The organism is Salinispora goodfellowii (assembly GCF_059570675.1).
On the sequence record NZ_JCANTD010000005.1, the window covers coordinates 192,835 to 206,465 of the forward strand.

Annotated in this window: 12 protein-coding genes and 1 pseudogene; 9 read left to right on the forward strand and 4 right to left on the reverse strand. The window is 68.9% G+C overall.

Translation table 11 applies throughout. The features are described 5' to 3' along the window. Positions 1 to 40 precede the first annotated feature (40 nt). The 4 genes and pseudogenes from T398_RS08385 to T398_RS08400 all read left to right on the forward strand — a co-directional run. Positions 41 to 780 (forward strand): annotated as a pseudogene (locus T398_RS08385) (hypothetical protein); the annotation flags it as partial. Continuing rightward, positions 746 to 1,432: a hypothetical protein gene (locus T398_RS08390; RefSeq protein ID WP_496445774.1), complete on the forward strand. Its 687-nt coding sequence runs from the start codon at positions 746 to 748 to the stop codon at positions 1,430 to 1,432. The pseudogene T398_RS08385 and the gene T398_RS08390, both read left to right, overlap by 35 nt. Before the next feature lie 199 nt (positions 1,433 to 1,631). Further along, positions 1,632 to 2,207, forward strand: coding sequence for a hypothetical protein (locus T398_RS08395; RefSeq protein WP_496445775.1), 576 nt, complete (start codon positions 1,632 to 1,634; stop codon positions 2,205 to 2,207). A 683-nt stretch (positions 2,208 to 2,890) separates the two neighbouring features. Beyond that, a complete protein-coding gene (locus tag T398_RS08400) occupies positions 2,891 to 4,156 on the forward strand; it encodes a nucleoside hydrolase (RefSeq protein ID WP_496445824.1) in 1,266 nt (421 codons plus the stop codon). Positions 4,157 to 4,320: 164 nt separating this feature from the next. On the opposite strand, the gene T398_RS08405 is transcribed toward T398_RS08400, so the two are convergent. The 4 genes from T398_RS08405 to T398_RS08420 form a co-directional block, all read right to left on the reverse strand. Then, positions 4,321 to 5,298 carry a tyrosine recombinase XerC gene (locus tag T398_RS08405; protein WP_496445776.1) on the reverse strand — a complete coding sequence of 326 codons (978 nt, stop codon included), beginning with the start codon at positions 5,296 to 5,298 and terminating at the stop codon, positions 4,321 to 4,323. 152 nt (positions 5,299 to 5,450) lie between these two features. Beyond that, positions 5,451 to 6,737 (reverse strand): DNA-processing protein DprA, encoded by a 1,287-nt coding sequence (locus tag T398_RS08410; RefSeq protein ID WP_496445777.1) that lies wholly within the window; start codon positions 6,735 to 6,737, stop codon positions 5,451 to 5,453. Positions 6,738 to 6,756: 19 nt separating this feature from the next. Next, positions 6,757 to 8,277, reverse strand: coding sequence for a YifB family Mg chelatase-like AAA ATPase (locus tag T398_RS08415; RefSeq protein WP_496445778.1), 1,521 nt, complete (start codon positions 8,275 to 8,277; stop codon positions 6,757 to 6,759). Between the two features lie 15 nt (positions 8,278 to 8,292). Next, positions 8,293 to 8,649 carry a YraN family protein gene (locus T398_RS08420; protein ID WP_496445779.1) on the reverse strand — a complete coding sequence of 119 codons (357 nt, stop codon included), beginning with the start codon at positions 8,647 to 8,649 and terminating at the stop codon, positions 8,293 to 8,295. A 248-nt stretch (positions 8,650 to 8,897) separates the two neighbouring features. Between T398_RS08420 and T398_RS08425 the strand changes: the two genes are divergently transcribed. The 5 genes from T398_RS08425 to frr all read left to right on the forward strand — a co-directional run bounded on the left by T398_RS08425 (position 8,898) and on the right by frr (position 13,462). After that, the gene (locus tag T398_RS08425) at positions 8,898 to 9,824 is read left to right on the forward strand and encodes a hypothetical protein (protein ID WP_496445780.1); all 927 of its coding nucleotides are present in this window, start codon (positions 8,898 to 8,900) and stop codon (positions 9,822 to 9,824) included. A 306-nt stretch (positions 9,825 to 10,130) separates the two neighbouring features. Then, on the forward strand, positions 10,131 to 10,997 hold the full coding sequence (gene rpsB, locus T398_RS08430) for a 30S ribosomal protein S2 (protein WP_496445781.1): 867 nt from the start codon (positions 10,131 to 10,133) through the stop codon (positions 10,995 to 10,997). Between the two features lie 91 nt (positions 10,998 to 11,088). After that, the gene (gene tsf, locus T398_RS08435; RefSeq protein ID WP_496445782.1) at positions 11,089 to 11,916 is read left to right on the forward strand and encodes a translation elongation factor Ts; all 828 of its coding nucleotides are present in this window, start codon (positions 11,089 to 11,091) and stop codon (positions 11,914 to 11,916) included. A gap of 152 nt (positions 11,917 to 12,068) precedes the next feature. Then, positions 12,069 to 12,836: a UMP kinase gene (gene pyrH / locus T398_RS08440; RefSeq protein WP_033660626.1), complete on the forward strand. Its 768-nt coding sequence runs from the start codon at positions 12,069 to 12,071 to the stop codon at positions 12,834 to 12,836. Between the two features lie 68 nt (positions 12,837 to 12,904). Then, positions 12,905 to 13,462: a ribosome recycling factor gene (gene frr, locus T398_RS08445; protein WP_496445783.1), complete on the forward strand. Its 558-nt coding sequence runs from the start codon at positions 12,905 to 12,907 to the stop codon at positions 13,460 to 13,462. The last annotated feature ends 169 nt before the right edge of the window (positions 13,463 to 13,631 follow it).

Sequence of the window (13,631 nt, forward strand, 5' to 3'; positions counted from 1 at the left end):
GAGCTATTGGCAATTTGGTAGGTAAGAAAGCTTTAGTCATTCGCGGCCGGACGGCTCGGTGCGGCCTGTGGCCCATCCGAATGATCTTTGGATCTCTGGTGCCAAGGGTGCGGGTGGGCAGGATCTCGCGGTGGTGGGCGCCGGGGAGAGCCGGGTGGTGATGGGTTGGTCTGGGGCGTTGCCCACGCCGGTGTTGGAGGCGAATCGGGCGACTTATCCGGATGCTCGGCCTGGGGTTGATTTGGTGGTGGAGGCGACCCGCCTCGGGTTTGAGCAGTTCCTCGTGGTCAAGAACCGAGCTGCCCTAATCCATGTGGATGAGGTTGGCTACGTGTTCTCTGGTTCTGGTGTGGAGACGTCGTCGCGTGGTGCCGATGGTTCGGTCCTGCTGAAGGATCGTGCGGGTGAGCAGACGGCGCGTATCCCCGCTCCGCTGATGTGGGATGCGCGGAAGGACATTGTTGGTAGTCCTGTTAACGAAAAGCGGGTCCGCACGACCGTTACCTCTGACCAGAATCAGCAGGCGAACTGCAGATCGGGCTGTTGGCGACCACCCCGGCGACCCTTGCCCGCTCGTTCATCACCTGGGACACGACGGTGCTCGCCGGTAAGCAGATCACCGCATCGACGGTGTCGTTCTGGAACTGGTGGTCGCACACCTGCACCCCCACGTCGTGGGAGATTTGGACGACCGGCACGTCGACCTATACGACCACGTTCACGAACCAGCCGGAGTGGTTACGCAGTGCTTCACCACGACTACCTGCGCCGCATGGAGCAGGCCTGGACGTCGGCGAGTACCGCCGAGGACCCGTGTGCGGGTGGCCCGTCGGCGACCGGGGTGGGCGGTGTAGCGCCCTACCACCACGCCTACACCTTCGACGCGACCGGTAGCCGCACGACCGAGACCCAGTACTCGACCAGCGGCACCCCATTGATCGAGCGCAGCTACACCTACCCGGCCGCCGGCGAAGCGCAGCCGCACACGCTCCGGGAGATGACGGAGAAGACGCCGCAGGGCGACCGGCTGCACTCCTACGAGTACGACGCGACCGGTAACACGACGAAGCGTACGAAGGTCGGTGAGGACCAGACCCTGGTCTGGGACGCCGAGGGCAACCTGGAGTCGGTCACGGACGCCGACGGGAGGAAGACCAGCTTCCTCTACGGCGTGGACGGTTTGCGGATGCTCCGCAAGGAGCCGGACGCGACCACGCTCTATCTGCCGGACATGGAGATCCGGCTGGACCACCAATCCCGGTCCACTGCGGCGACCCGCTACTACCCACTGCCCGGTGGCAGCAGATCAATGGGTACGCGTACGCCAACAACAACCCCACCACCTACACTGACCCCAGTGGCCTGTACTTCGAAGAGGGTGGTGTCTACGGCGGTGGCCGTCGCGCCTACAAGTATGGTGGTAAAACCGTAATTACCGGCAAACCGCCAAGGCGGCCACAACTCCCCAAGCCGCGTCCGGCACCGTTACCCGCGCCCTCGCCGACACCCGGTAGTTCCGTGGTATCGGCATGGTCTGCTGTTCCCGTCGCTATACTATCGTGCCGAGGCGATCGATGTCTGGATTGGCGGAGGCTGTAACAGATATGAGGCAGTGGCCGAAGCTGCCAGCGGTGGAGGGGGAATTGCAATTGTTGAGAATGCGATTCGCTGCTTGCCTCGCGAGTTTGCTGCTAATCTCCGGTTGTGGTGTGTTCTTGCCCAGTCATGACTATTACGCGGTCGGGGCTGCGCAGATCGGTGACCAACTCTACGTCTATGCGCCGTTGTGTGACGGTGAACGAGTGGTGGGGGTTGAGGCATACGATAATCTATTGGCCGGGCAGGAGCCCAACTATGACCCTGATTTGATGCAGTTCACCTACTGGAAGGCGCAGGATCCGACTCATGAGTCGGTGGCGAATGGTTGGATTGCGCTTGGAGACAGTAATGGATTCCGGACGACTGCTGTGGTGGCGGGCTCGAATGTCGAGCTTCCGGAGAAATTAGGAATTAGCCTGCAGCTTGACGTGGGGAGTCAACATGCAGTGGGGGGCGTAGTATCGGTTTCGAAGGCGCCAAGATATCCTGCCGGCGCGGACCCCGGTAGCGTCCGCTACGCGTACCGCCCCGAGCGCAATGGAGCGGATACGCGTGATCCCAGGGAGATTCGCGATGAGTCCGGCTGCGCTGCGAACTACCCGGCATGATTAGGTCATTCAGCCAGATCTGGCGCCAGATATCACGGGGAAGGCTGGTAAACACCAAGAGGTCGTCGTGGGATGTGGGCCCGTCCCTTGTCAACGAGCGACGAGTCTGACGAGTCAACCAGCCCGACTCCACCGAACCCGGGCGGTTCAGTCGGTATGTGCGCCGCTGCCCCGAACCGCTACCCGATCCGGTCAAACCTGAGATAAACCCGTGCTAGCTACCAAAGACTGGATACTGTGACGCCTGACAGTGCTCGTGAACAAACCTCGCGTAGCTGTTGCATCCAGCTCGGGTCTCGTACGGGTGTGCACTACCGGTATCTCTTGGTGCCGGCGGAGCGTCGAGTCCACTGTGCCGGCTGAGAGCAAGGGGGTTCCGAGGCGCAAATCTTTACACCCAGGAGGTGATGCTGATGTGGAAGATCGCACATCCGACGATAAGGCGCGGGTCCACGATCGCTGCCGGGGCGCTGGCCTGCACGGTGGCTGTCGGTGTCGCGGGCGGTATGCCGCCCGCGCTCGCAGATCCCACATCGCCGTTAGCGCCGGAGAGCTCCCCGACAGTGCAGAATGATGGTCGGGGTGCCCCCGATCGTAGCCGTTACGTCCCGTCGGTTCCCCCTTCCGTGGAGCCTCAGCATCGGGGTGATCGGCAACGTGAGCCAGTGCTTTTCTCTACCGATATGTCGATGGGGCTGACCACGGGCTCCCGTAACGGTATGTCCGCCTCGGTCCCGGATATTGACGACTCGTACGCGCTCGCCCTTGCGTTGGCTCACGGGGTTGATGTGCGGGGCGTTGTGGTGACCATGGGAAACTCGATGGCCAAGTCGACTGTGGTAGCCGCCCAGGCGACGGTTAACGCACTCGATGCGGACATACCCGTGGTGCAGGGGGCGGAGGTCTGGTTGCCGGTCGAGGCCCAGCAGACCACCGGCGGCGCGGATCTGACCAATACCTGCGTCAACGACGGCGTCCGGTTCATGGCCGACCAGCTGCGGGAGACCGGCGGGTTGACGATCCTGGCGATCGGTCCGTTGACCGACGTGGCGTGTCTGACCATGAACTTCCCGGAAGAGGCCGCCCTCATCTCCCGGATCGTCGCCCTCGTCGGCAGTAAGCCGACGACAGTGTTCGAGATCTTCGGCACCCCGCTGGTTGACTTCAACTACATCATGGACCCGCGGGCCGAGCAGATCGTCCTGGACGAAACGACCATTCCTTTCACGGCCATCACCTTCGACCTCTCCTCGCTGGCGCCGATCCCGATCCTGGAGTTGGAGCGGCTGGCCACCAGTACGGACCCGCTCGCGCGGTTCTACGGCGAGTCGTCGATGCCGCGCCTGGAGATGTTGAAGGACATAGACTTCGGCCCCGCGTACCCGATCTTTGACGCCGCCGCCGCGTGGCACCTGATCCGGCCGCAGGACCAGGTATGTCAGCAGGCGGGCTACCGGCTGAAGACCGGATCGCCAGCGACAGCGGAGGCCGGAGAAGCAGACATCTACGACTGGTTCTCGCCTGAGATCACCGAAACCCGGCAGGTCACCTCGTGCACGGGTTTCACGAGTAGGCAGGCGGCGGGCCGCTACCAGCACGCGATTCTTCAGGCCGTTGGCGGAGATGGGTGGACCGACCGGGATGTCCTTCTGAACGAGGAGGGCCCGCTGCGGACCGACGAGTGGGCTGCGCCGACGGGCACCGGCCCGCTGCGGACCGACGAGTGGGCTGCGCCGACGGGCACCGGGCCGCTGCGGACCGACGAGGGGTCTGCATTGACCACGGGACCTCTGTGGACCGAAGACTGGGCTGCGCCGACCGACACCGGGCCGCTGTGGACCGAAGACTGGACGCTCCCGACCGAGGAGGGGCTCCTGGGGACTGAGGAGTGGGCGCTCCCCACCGAGGAGGGCACCACCTGGAATGAGGGGGGTGGCGCCCTGGAGTAGCGGGAACCCCGCCAAGCACGGGCTACGTCCCCACGCCGAGTGGCTGGGTGCGTAGCCCGTTCGCATCAGTGGTTGTCGAGGTGACCGCGGTAGCGTCGTGGCGGGTGCCCACAACTGGTGCACCCGCAGGATCGGCGTGTGAAACGCCGCGGCGGCCCGCCGGCTCACGCCCGAGGGTGGGCCTGCCGGTACGCGGCCCGCAGCCGCTCGACCGACACGTGGGTGTAGATCTGGGTACTGGCCAGCGAGGAGTGCCCGAGGAGTTCCTGCACCGCCCGTAGGTCCGCGCCGCCCTCCAACAGGTGGGTGGCCGCCGCGTGCCGCAGCCCGTGCGGGCTGGTCCGGGGTAGGCCCGCCACGGTGGCGTACCGGCCAACGATACCTCGCGCGGTGGTCGGGTTGAGCCGGCCGCCGCGCGCCCCGAGTAGCAGTGCGTTCGCCGACCGAGCGCCGACCAGCCGGGGGCGGCCGTGGCGCAGCCACACGTCGAGCGCCCGTTGCGCGGGGACTCCGTAGGGCACGCTGCGTTCCCGGCCCCCTTTGCCGAACACCCGGAGCACCCGCCGGCCCGGGTCCACGTCCGCGACGTCAAGCCCGCACGCCTCACTGACCCGGACCCCGGTCGCGTACAGCAGCTCCAGCAGCAGCTGGTCTCGCAGCCGGGCCGGGTCGGCGGCGCCCGGCTGGACGTCGTCGGTCGGCTGCTCCTGGGGTGCCGTGTGCGCCGCCTCCAACAGGGCGGTGGCCTGATCAACCGGGAGTACGGCGGGTAGCTCCCGGTGGGCGCGGGGACTGGCCAGGCCGGCGGCGATGTCGGTCGGTAGCCGGCCGTCGCGGTGGGCCCAGGCGCTGAAGGTGCGGGCCGCGGCGGACCTTCGGGCCAGTGTGGTCCGGGCGGCTCCCGTCGTGCGCTGCCGGGCCAACCAGCTGCGGATCTGTGCGAGCGTCAGGTCAGCGGGAGTCTGGGCTCCCGCCCGTACGGCGTGGTCGAGCAGACTGATGACATCGGCCACGTATGCCCGGACGGTGTGGGCGGAGCGGTTCTGGACCTGGGCCAGCTGGGCCGCGAAGTCGTCCGCCGCCTCGCGTAGCGGCGCGGGGAGCGCCGCGTGCCGGGCCCGGGTCGCTTCGCCTCGTTTCACTGCCCGACCTCGTTTCACTGCCTGGCCTCGGGTCAGCTGGTGAGCCGGCCCGGCGGACCGATGGTGAGCTGCTTGTCGACGTGCACCCGATCAGCCTACGGGCGCCTTGCCGGCTCCCGCGGTCCCGACGGCTCCCGCGGTCCCGACGGCTCCTACGGCGTCAAGGGTTCCCGCGGCGGCAGCGGGGGCGAGAGCGCGTACCCGTCGTCGCGTCGGCTGACCAGGCCCAGTTCCTCAAGGAGGGCCAGCTTGCGCAGCGCTGTCCGGGCCATCACGCCGGACCGGGCGGCGATGTCGTCAACTCCGCGTACGCCTCGCCGGGGCAGCGCCTCCAGCACCATCGTGGACTCGTCGTCGAGTTGGTCCCGTACCTGCGCGGGCCCGCGTACCTGCGGTGCCAGGTCCCCACCGATGCGACCCACCTCCTCGAGCACCTGCGCGGAGGAGGTGACCAGCCGGGCTTCCGGGTACTGCCGGAGCAGCTCGTGCGCCCCGACGGACATGGTGGAGGTGACCGGGCCGGGCACCACCATCGCCGGCCGGGCGATCGCCAGGGCCCGGTGCATCGTCTGGGTCGCTCCGCTGCGGGCGGCGGCCTCGACCAGCACGCTGCCCCGGGTCGCCGCGGCGATCACGCGATTGCGGATCAGGAACCGGGGCCGCAGCGGATCCGCTCCCGGTATCCACTCGCTGACCAACAGCCCGGTGTCGGCGATCCGCTCGAAGAGGGCGGCATTGCCCATCGGGTACGGCCGGTCCACGCCGCAGGCGAGCACGGAGACGGTCAACCCACCGGCGGTCAGCGCCCCCCGGTGCGCGGCGGCGTCGATGCCGAACGCCCCGCCCGAGACGATCGTCCAACCCCGTTCGGCCAGTCCGTACGCCAGCTCGGTGCCCACGTGGATGCCGTAGCCGGTCGCGGCCCGGGCGCCCACCAGCGCGACCGACCGGTCCAGCGTCTCGGCCAGGGAGTGCCCACCCCGCACCCAGAAGCAGAGCGGTGGGGCGGTCTCCCGGTCGACCCGGCGGGGCGAACTCGCCAGGACGAGGCGGTGTAGGTCGTCGACGGGCAGCGGCCACTCGTCGTCGGCTGGCGTCACCAGCCGGGCGCCGAGGCGGTCGGCGCGTTCCATCGCCTTCGTGGCTACTGCCAGCGGGTCTCCGGCCGAGAGCCGGGCGGTCACCGTCTGCCGCAGTGCCTCCTCGGGGGCGTCGCCCTCCCGCAGCAGGGTCAGCGCGCCAACCGCGCCGTGCTGCTTGACCAACCTGAAGACGGACCGGTTACCCGGCTCCGCGATCCAGGTCAGCGCCACCCGGGCGAGGCGGTCGGCGTCGAGTGCCGCTGCCGCTCGCGGATCACTCGCCGGGTGCCTCATCCCGGCCTGCTCCGGATTTCCCGCTGGCCCGAAGCCGGCGCCGGCCTCTCCCCGGGCGGTCACAGTACCTCTCCCCAGGTGTTCACAGTGCCTCCCCGGTGCGCAGGCCGATCGCCTCTCGGACGTCCTCGGCGTCGGGGCGCTGCCGACCGTCCAGGTCGGCGATCGTCCACGCCAACCGGAGGACCCGGTCGAAGCCCCGGGCCGAAAGCGATCCCCGGTCGAGCCGGGCACGTAGCCCCCGGATGACCGGGCCGGGCAGGCACCAGGGTGGCCGCCGCAGCACCGGCCCGGGTAGTTCGGCGTTACTTCGCTGGCCGAGGCGGGACCAACGCTCGCGGGCCGCCGCGCGGGCCGTCGCGACCCGGGCGGCCACCACGCTGGAGGGCTCGCCGCCCGAGCTCACCTGCACCAGCTCGGCGGCGCGTACCGGCCGCACGGTCACCTGGATGTCGACCCGGTCGAGGAGCGGGCCGGAGAGGCGACCGAGGTAGCGGCGTCGGGCGAGTGGGGTGCAGTCGCAGGAGACGTCGCCGGCTGGTTTGGCGCAGGGGCAGGGATTGGCGGCCAGGACGAGCTGCACCTGGGCCGGGTATTCGGCGGTGCCGCGGGAGCGGGCCAACCGGACCCGGCCGTGCTCGAGCGGCTGCCGGAGGGCGTCCAGAGCGCGCCGTTGGAACTCGGGAGCTTCATCTAGCAGCAGTACGCCGCGATGGGCCAGGGATACCGCGCCGGGGCGGGCGAGGCCGGAGCCACCACCGACCAAGGCCGAAACGGTCGCGGTGTGGTGCGGCGCCTGGAACGGTGGTTGTCGGATCAACTGCCCACCGGAGGGCAGCAGGCCGGCGATCGAGTGCAGCGAGGTCACCTCCATCGCGGCGTCGTCGGGCAGCTCGGGTAGGACCGACGGGAGCCGTTCGGCGAGCATGGTCTTGCCAGCGCCGGGTGGGCCGAGTAGGGCGAGGTGGTGGCCGCCGGCAGCGGCGATCTCCAGGGCCCGCCGGCCCAGGCTCTGGCCGGCGATATCGGCCAGGTCGAGGGTGGGGGTGGGGTCCGCCGGGGTGGCCGGGGGCGGCTGCGGCAGCGGGGCGCCGTCGGTGAGGAAGGCGGCCAACTGGCGGAGGCTGCGGACGGGGTGGACCTGGATGCCGGGGATCATGCCCGCCTCGGTGGCGTTGTCGAGGGGAACGACCACCCGGTGGTGCCCGGCGCTGGCAGCCGCGGCGACCATGGGTAGGGCACCGCGGACGGGGCGGACGGTGCCGTCCAGGCCCAACTCGCCGAGGAGCACCACCTGATCCAGGGGGGCCAGCGGTAGCTCCCCGGCGCTGCCCAGCACCGCTACCGCGATCGCGAGGTCGAGGCTGGAGCCGTGTTTGGGCAGGGTGGCGGGGAGCAGGTTGATGGTGATCCGGCGGTTGGGCCAGGCCCGACCGGAGTTGACCACAGCGGCCCGGACGCGGTCGCGCGCCTCGTGTAGGGCGGTGTCCGGTAGGCCGGTGATCGCCACGGTGGGCAGGCCGGGGGCGAGGTCGGCTTCGACCTGCAGCACATGCCCGGTAGCCCCGACCAGGCCGATGCAGCGGACCCGGGCGTAGCTCATCGGTGTGCTCTCATGTCAGAACGCACCTTTCAGGTGCTCGATGCGAGGCATACCACCGGTGAGGCGGATGGAGAGCACGTCGAAGCGGACCTCGTCGGCCCGGGTGCCGGTCTCGGCGAGCCAGCGGGCGGCGAGGAGACGCAGCCGGCGGGCCTTGGTGCCGGTTACGGCCGCGGTGGGGGTGCCGAAGGTGTCGGTGCACCGGGTTTTGACCTCGCAGATGGCGAGGACCGCGCCGTCCCAGGCGATGATGTCGATCTCGCCGTGCGGGCAACGCCAGTTGCGGGCCACCGGCCGTAGCCCCGCCGTGATCAGGTGTCGGAGGGCGCAGCGTTCCCCGTATGCGCCCACCGACTGGTTGTGTCTGCTCATACCCGGCACGGTGCCGGGGCCGGCTCCGGGGCGTGGTTCGGGCGGTGCGGGCCTGTGGACGACGAGCCCACCTGTGGACGAACGGACGATCAAGCTCTCGCCGTGCTAAGGACACCGCCTTCGGGAGCGTGATCGTGGCCTATCACCGGCGTGATGGTGGACCGGAGTATCTCGTTGAGTACGGAGAGTGATGTTCAGATTGCCGATGTTGGTGGGTTGGTGCAGGCCGAGGGCGGACTGCCCGGCGAATGGCGTCCGCGCAGTCGGTCGCATACGGTGCCGACGTGGACGGACGACGGAGTTTCACTGAAGATCAGGAGTCGCGTTGGTACCCCGGTGACCGGGATCGGGGTTATGGGGAGCCGACATGGCGGGGGGAGAGCCACTACGGCGAGGAGGATCTCCGGGGCCCCGAGCAGGGTGGTGGGGGCCACCGGTACGACGGTTTTGGCGACGGGCGGGGCGGGCTCGTTAAACCGGAGGACTCCGGTGCGTTTCGGATCAGCGAGGACGACTCTGGGCGTTTCAGCGCCACGGGTGCGTACGGCGACGCTCGGTCCGAGACCGAGGGCTACCGGGCGAGCCGCTCCCGGTGGGCCGAGACTGACCCGGAGAGCACCGGTGATTCCACTGCTGACCGGCCGGGGCGGCGCTCACGGGAGGCACGTGACCAACTCTCGGCCTCCAGCGCGGACGTGTTCGGCGCGGCCGGCCCGGTCGCGGAGCCGGGGCGGCCGAGCGCGCTGGGCGGGTACCCGATCGTGGAGCCGAACCGCCCCGCCGAGGAGGCGGTGAACCCGTTGGAGCTGCCGACCGGAGCGATGCCGCCGGTCGGGCCACGTGGTGATCTGTCCCCGGCGGCGCCCCCGGCGGGCGACGGTGTCTATCGGACGCGCCGCCCGGTGTTGGCGGTGATCTTCGCCGTCCTGGTGCTGGCCTTCGAGGTGCCGGCACTGCTGGTGCTGCTGGACGGGCTGACCGGAGGGCTGACGGCGGCGAACGTGCTGGCCGGGATGTTCCTCGTCGGCGGGGTGCCGATCTTCGCCGTTGGCCTGTACGGGCTGCGTGCCGGTGGGTTGTCGTTGCCAGATGGTCGCGGTTGGCTGCGTCCGCCGACGGCCTGTCTCACCGCTGGCCTGGTGCTCTTCGTGGCGGCGGCGATCGCGGTCGGCTGAGCTGCCGGTCGGGGCTGGCCAACCCTGGTCTGGCGGTCGACCAACTTCGGTCCGGCGGCTGTGGGCCCATGACAATCCCGGCGTTGCGGCACTTGCTCCCGAACGCGGGGTTTGTGGGAGGTGGCGTACACTGGTCGACTGGCGACCGCCTTGCGCGGTCGACCTCGCGCGCCCTCCCCGCGGCTTGCCGTGGGGCGGCGGCTCCCTGGTCCCGACCGCTGGGTCGGGCCCACCACGGCCGACGACCGGGCGCCAGGACGCCCAGCCGCCGGCCGGGCGGAACAACCAGGGACGCAAGGAGTAACCATGGCCGTCGTGACCATGCGCCAGCTGCTCGAGAGTGGTGTCCACTTCGGGCACCAGACCCGGCGCTGGAACCCGAAGATGAAGCGCTTCATCTTCACCGAGCGCAACGGTATCTACATCATCGACCTGCGCCAGACCCTCGACTACATCGAGAAGGCGTACGAGTTCGTGCGCGGGACGGTCGCCGAGGGGGGCAGCATCCTCTTCGTCGGGACCAAGAAGCAGGCGCAGGAGGCGATCGCCGAGCAGGCGACCCGGGTTGGTCAGCCGTTCGTCAACCACCGCTGGCTCGGCGGCATGCTGACCAACTTCCAGACGGTGTACAAGCGGCTCCAGCGGATGAAGGAGCTGGAGGCCCTCGGTGACCTGAGTGGCACCGCAGCCGGCTACACCAAGAAGGAGACGCTGCAGCTCAACCGGGAGAAGGGGAAGCTGTCGCGTACCCTCGGGGGTCTGCGGGACATGCAGAAGCTCCCGGCCGCGATCTGGGTGGTCGACACGAAGAAGGAGCACATCGCCGTTGACGAGGCTCGCAAGCTGGGTATTCCGGTCATCGCGGTGCTCGACACCAACTGTGACCCGGACGAGGTCGACTACCCCATTCCGGGTAACGACGACGCGATCCGCTCGGCGGAGCTGCTGACCAAGGTTGTGGCCGCCGCCGTCGCCGACGGCCTGATCGCCCGTTCCGGCCGCCGTCGGGGCACCGACGAGAAGCCGGAGGCGGGGGTCGCCGCCGACGAGCCGCTGGCCGAGTGGGAGCGCGAGCTGCTCGAGGAACCGGCGAAGGCCGAAGAGCAGCCGGCGAAGGCCGAAGAGCAGCCGGCGAAGGCCGAAGAGCAGCCGGCGGCAGCCGCCGCGGAGTGACCGCCCCCGGAGCCCCGGCCGTGCGGCCGGGGCTCCGGGTACATCGTCATCCAGACCACCCACCCGCAGTCTCACCACTGAAGAGAGAGTCATGTCCAACTTCACCGCCGCGGATGTCAAGAAGCTCCGCGACCTCACCGGCGCCGGCATGATGGACAGCAAGAAGGCGTTGACCGAGGCCGAGGGCGACTTCGACAAGGCAGTCGAGGTTCTGCGCGTCAAGGGCGCCAAGGATGTCGGCAAGCGGGCTGGCCGGACCGCCGCCAACGGCTTGGTCGCGCACTCCGGCAAGGCCCTGCTGGAGCTGAACTGCGAGACGGACTTCGTCGCCAAGACCGACAGCTTCGTCGCGCTGGCCCAGCAGCTGGTCGAGCACGGCGAGCGCACCGGCATCAGCAACGCCGAGGAACTGCTGGCCAGCGAGATCGACGGCAAGGACGTCGCCGAGCTGGTCCAGGAGCAGTCCGCCAAGATCGGCGAGAAGCTGGTGCTGAACCGGTTCGCGAAGCTGGACGGCACCGTCGCGGTCTACCTGCACCGCAAGGCGCAGGATCTGCCGCCGGCCGTCGGTGTGCTGGTGCAGTACACCGGCAAGACCGACGAGGCCGGGGACGCCGACGCGCGCGGTGTGGCGATGCAGATCGCCGCGATGCGCCCGCAGTACCTGAGCCGGGATGAGGTGCCGGCGGAGGTCGTCGAGTCCGAGCGGCGCATCGCCGAGCAGACCGCCCGGGAGGAGAACAAGCCCGAGGCGGCGCTGCCGAAGATCGTTGAGGGCCGGGTGAACTCCTTCTTCAAGGACTTCGTCCTGCTGGAGCAGGCGTCGGTCACCGACAACAAGAAGCCGGTGCGGCAGGTTCTGGCCGAGGCCGGGGTTGAGGTCACCCGCTTCGTTCGGTTCGAGGTCGGCCAGGCCTGAGCCGATCCTGAGCGCTTGCCGGCGTTCGGGACGGGAACGTGGACGAGGAGGTCGCCGGTGTACGTGTCAAGCACCGCGGCCTCCTCGTCACGTAGGGTCGATGGCGGCAATTTGCGGCGTGTGCGGCGTACGCATGGTGAAGGGCGGGGAGGATGACACAGGTTGTGAGTGACCGGAGTCTGCTGGCGGAGGATCCGACGGCGCCACCTCCTGGCCGCGCGCGGCGGGTGGTGCTGAAGCTCTCCGGCGAGGTGTTCGGCGGGGGCGCGATCGGTGTCGATCCCGATGTTGTTCAGGCCATCGCCCAGCAGATCGCGACCGTGGTCCGGCGCGGTGTGCAGGTCTCGGTGGTGGTCGGTGGAGGCAACTTCTTCCGGGGCGCCGAGTTGCAGAAGCGGGGGATGGACCGGGCCCGGGCCGACTATATGGGCATGCTCGGTACGGTAATGAACTGCCTCGCCCTCCAGGATTTTCTGGAGAAGGAGGGCATCGAGACCCGGGTGCAGAGCGCTATCACCATGGCCCAGGTCGCCGAGTCATACATTCCGCTGCGCGCCATCCGGCACCTCGAGAAGGGACGAGTGGTGATCTTCGGGGCCGGTGCTGGCATGCCCTACTTCTCCACCGACACCGTCGCCGCGCAGCGGGCTCTGGAGATCCGGGCAGATGTGGTGCTGATGAGCAAGAACGGGGTGGACGGCGTCTACACGGCGGATCCGCGCGTCGACTCGACCGCCAGCAAGTTCGACTCGATCACCTTCTCCGAGGTGCTTCGTCGAAACCTGCGGGTCGCCGACGCCGCCGCGTTCAGCCTCTGCATGGAGAACGGCCTGCCGATGTTGGTCTTCGGCGCCCAGGGCGACGACACCATCACTCGGGCCGTGGGCGGCGACAAGATCGGTACCCTGATCACCACCTGAGCGGTTCGACCTCGACGGTCCTCCGACCTGACCAGCCACGACGAGCATAGAAGGAGGCGAGGAGAACGGTGATCGACGAAACCCTCCTCGAGGCCGAGGAGAAGATGGAGCGTGCCATCGAGCACGCCAAGGAGGAGTTCGGGGCGATCCGTACGGGCCGTGCCAACGCCGCCATGTTCTCCAAGATCATAATCGACTATTACGGCAGCCCGACCCCGTTGCCGCAGATGGCGTCGATCGGGGTGCCGGAGCCCCGCATGGTCATCATCAAGCCGTACGACACCTCGCAGACCAACGCCATGGAAAAGGCGATCCGCGACTCCGACCTTGGGGTAAACCCCAACAACGAGGGTAACCAGCTGCGCATTCTGCTCCCGCAGATGACCGAGGAGCGCCGCCGCGAGATGATCAAGGTGGCTCGGCACAAGGGGGAGGAGGCCAAGGTGGCGGTCCGCAACATCCGCCGCAAGGCCAAGGAGGAGTTGGACCGGCTGGTCAAGGCCGGTGAGGTCGGTGAGGACGACGGGCGCCGTGCCGAGAAGGAGCTGGACGACCTGACTCAGCGGTTCGTCGGCAGCGTGGACGAGCTGATCAAGCACAAGGAAGCCGAGCTGCTCGAGGTCTGACCTCGCTGCCCGGCTGCTGACGCGGCACCGGCGACCACGCCCTTTCGGGGCCGCCGGTGCCGCCTCTCTGTTGCGGCTCGTTGCCGCACCAGCGCGCAAGGGCCGCACCAGCGCGCAAGGGCCGCACCAGCGCGCAAGGGCCGCACCAGCGCGCAAGGGCCGCACCAGC

Excerpts from the sequence above, each read along its gene's own strand:
- T398_RS08400 (WP_496445824.1), top strand. The coding sequence starts at position 2,891 with ATGTCGATGGGGCTGACCACGGGCTCCCGTAACGGTATGTCCGCCTCG.
- tsf (WP_496445782.1), top strand. The coding sequence starts at position 11,089 with ATGTCCAACTTCACCGCCGCGGATGTCAAGAAGCTCCGCGACCTCACC.
- T398_RS08425 (WP_496445780.1), top strand. The coding sequence starts at position 8,898 with ATGGCGTCCGCGCAGTCGGTCGCATACGGTGCCGACGTGGACGGACGA.
- T398_RS08415 (WP_496445778.1), bottom strand. The coding sequence starts at position 8,277 with ATGAGCTACGCCCGGGTCCGCTGCATCGGCCTGGTCGGGGCTACCGGG.
- pyrH (WP_033660626.1), top strand. The coding sequence starts at position 12,069 with ATGACACAGGTTGTGAGTGACCGGAGTCTGCTGGCGGAGGATCCGACG.
- T398_RS08420 (WP_496445779.1), bottom strand. The coding sequence starts at position 8,649 with ATGAGCAGACACAACCAGTCGGTGGGCGCATACGGGGAACGCTGCGCC.
- rpsB (WP_496445781.1), top strand. The coding sequence starts at position 10,131 with ATGGCCGTCGTGACCATGCGCCAGCTGCTCGAGAGTGGTGTCCACTTC.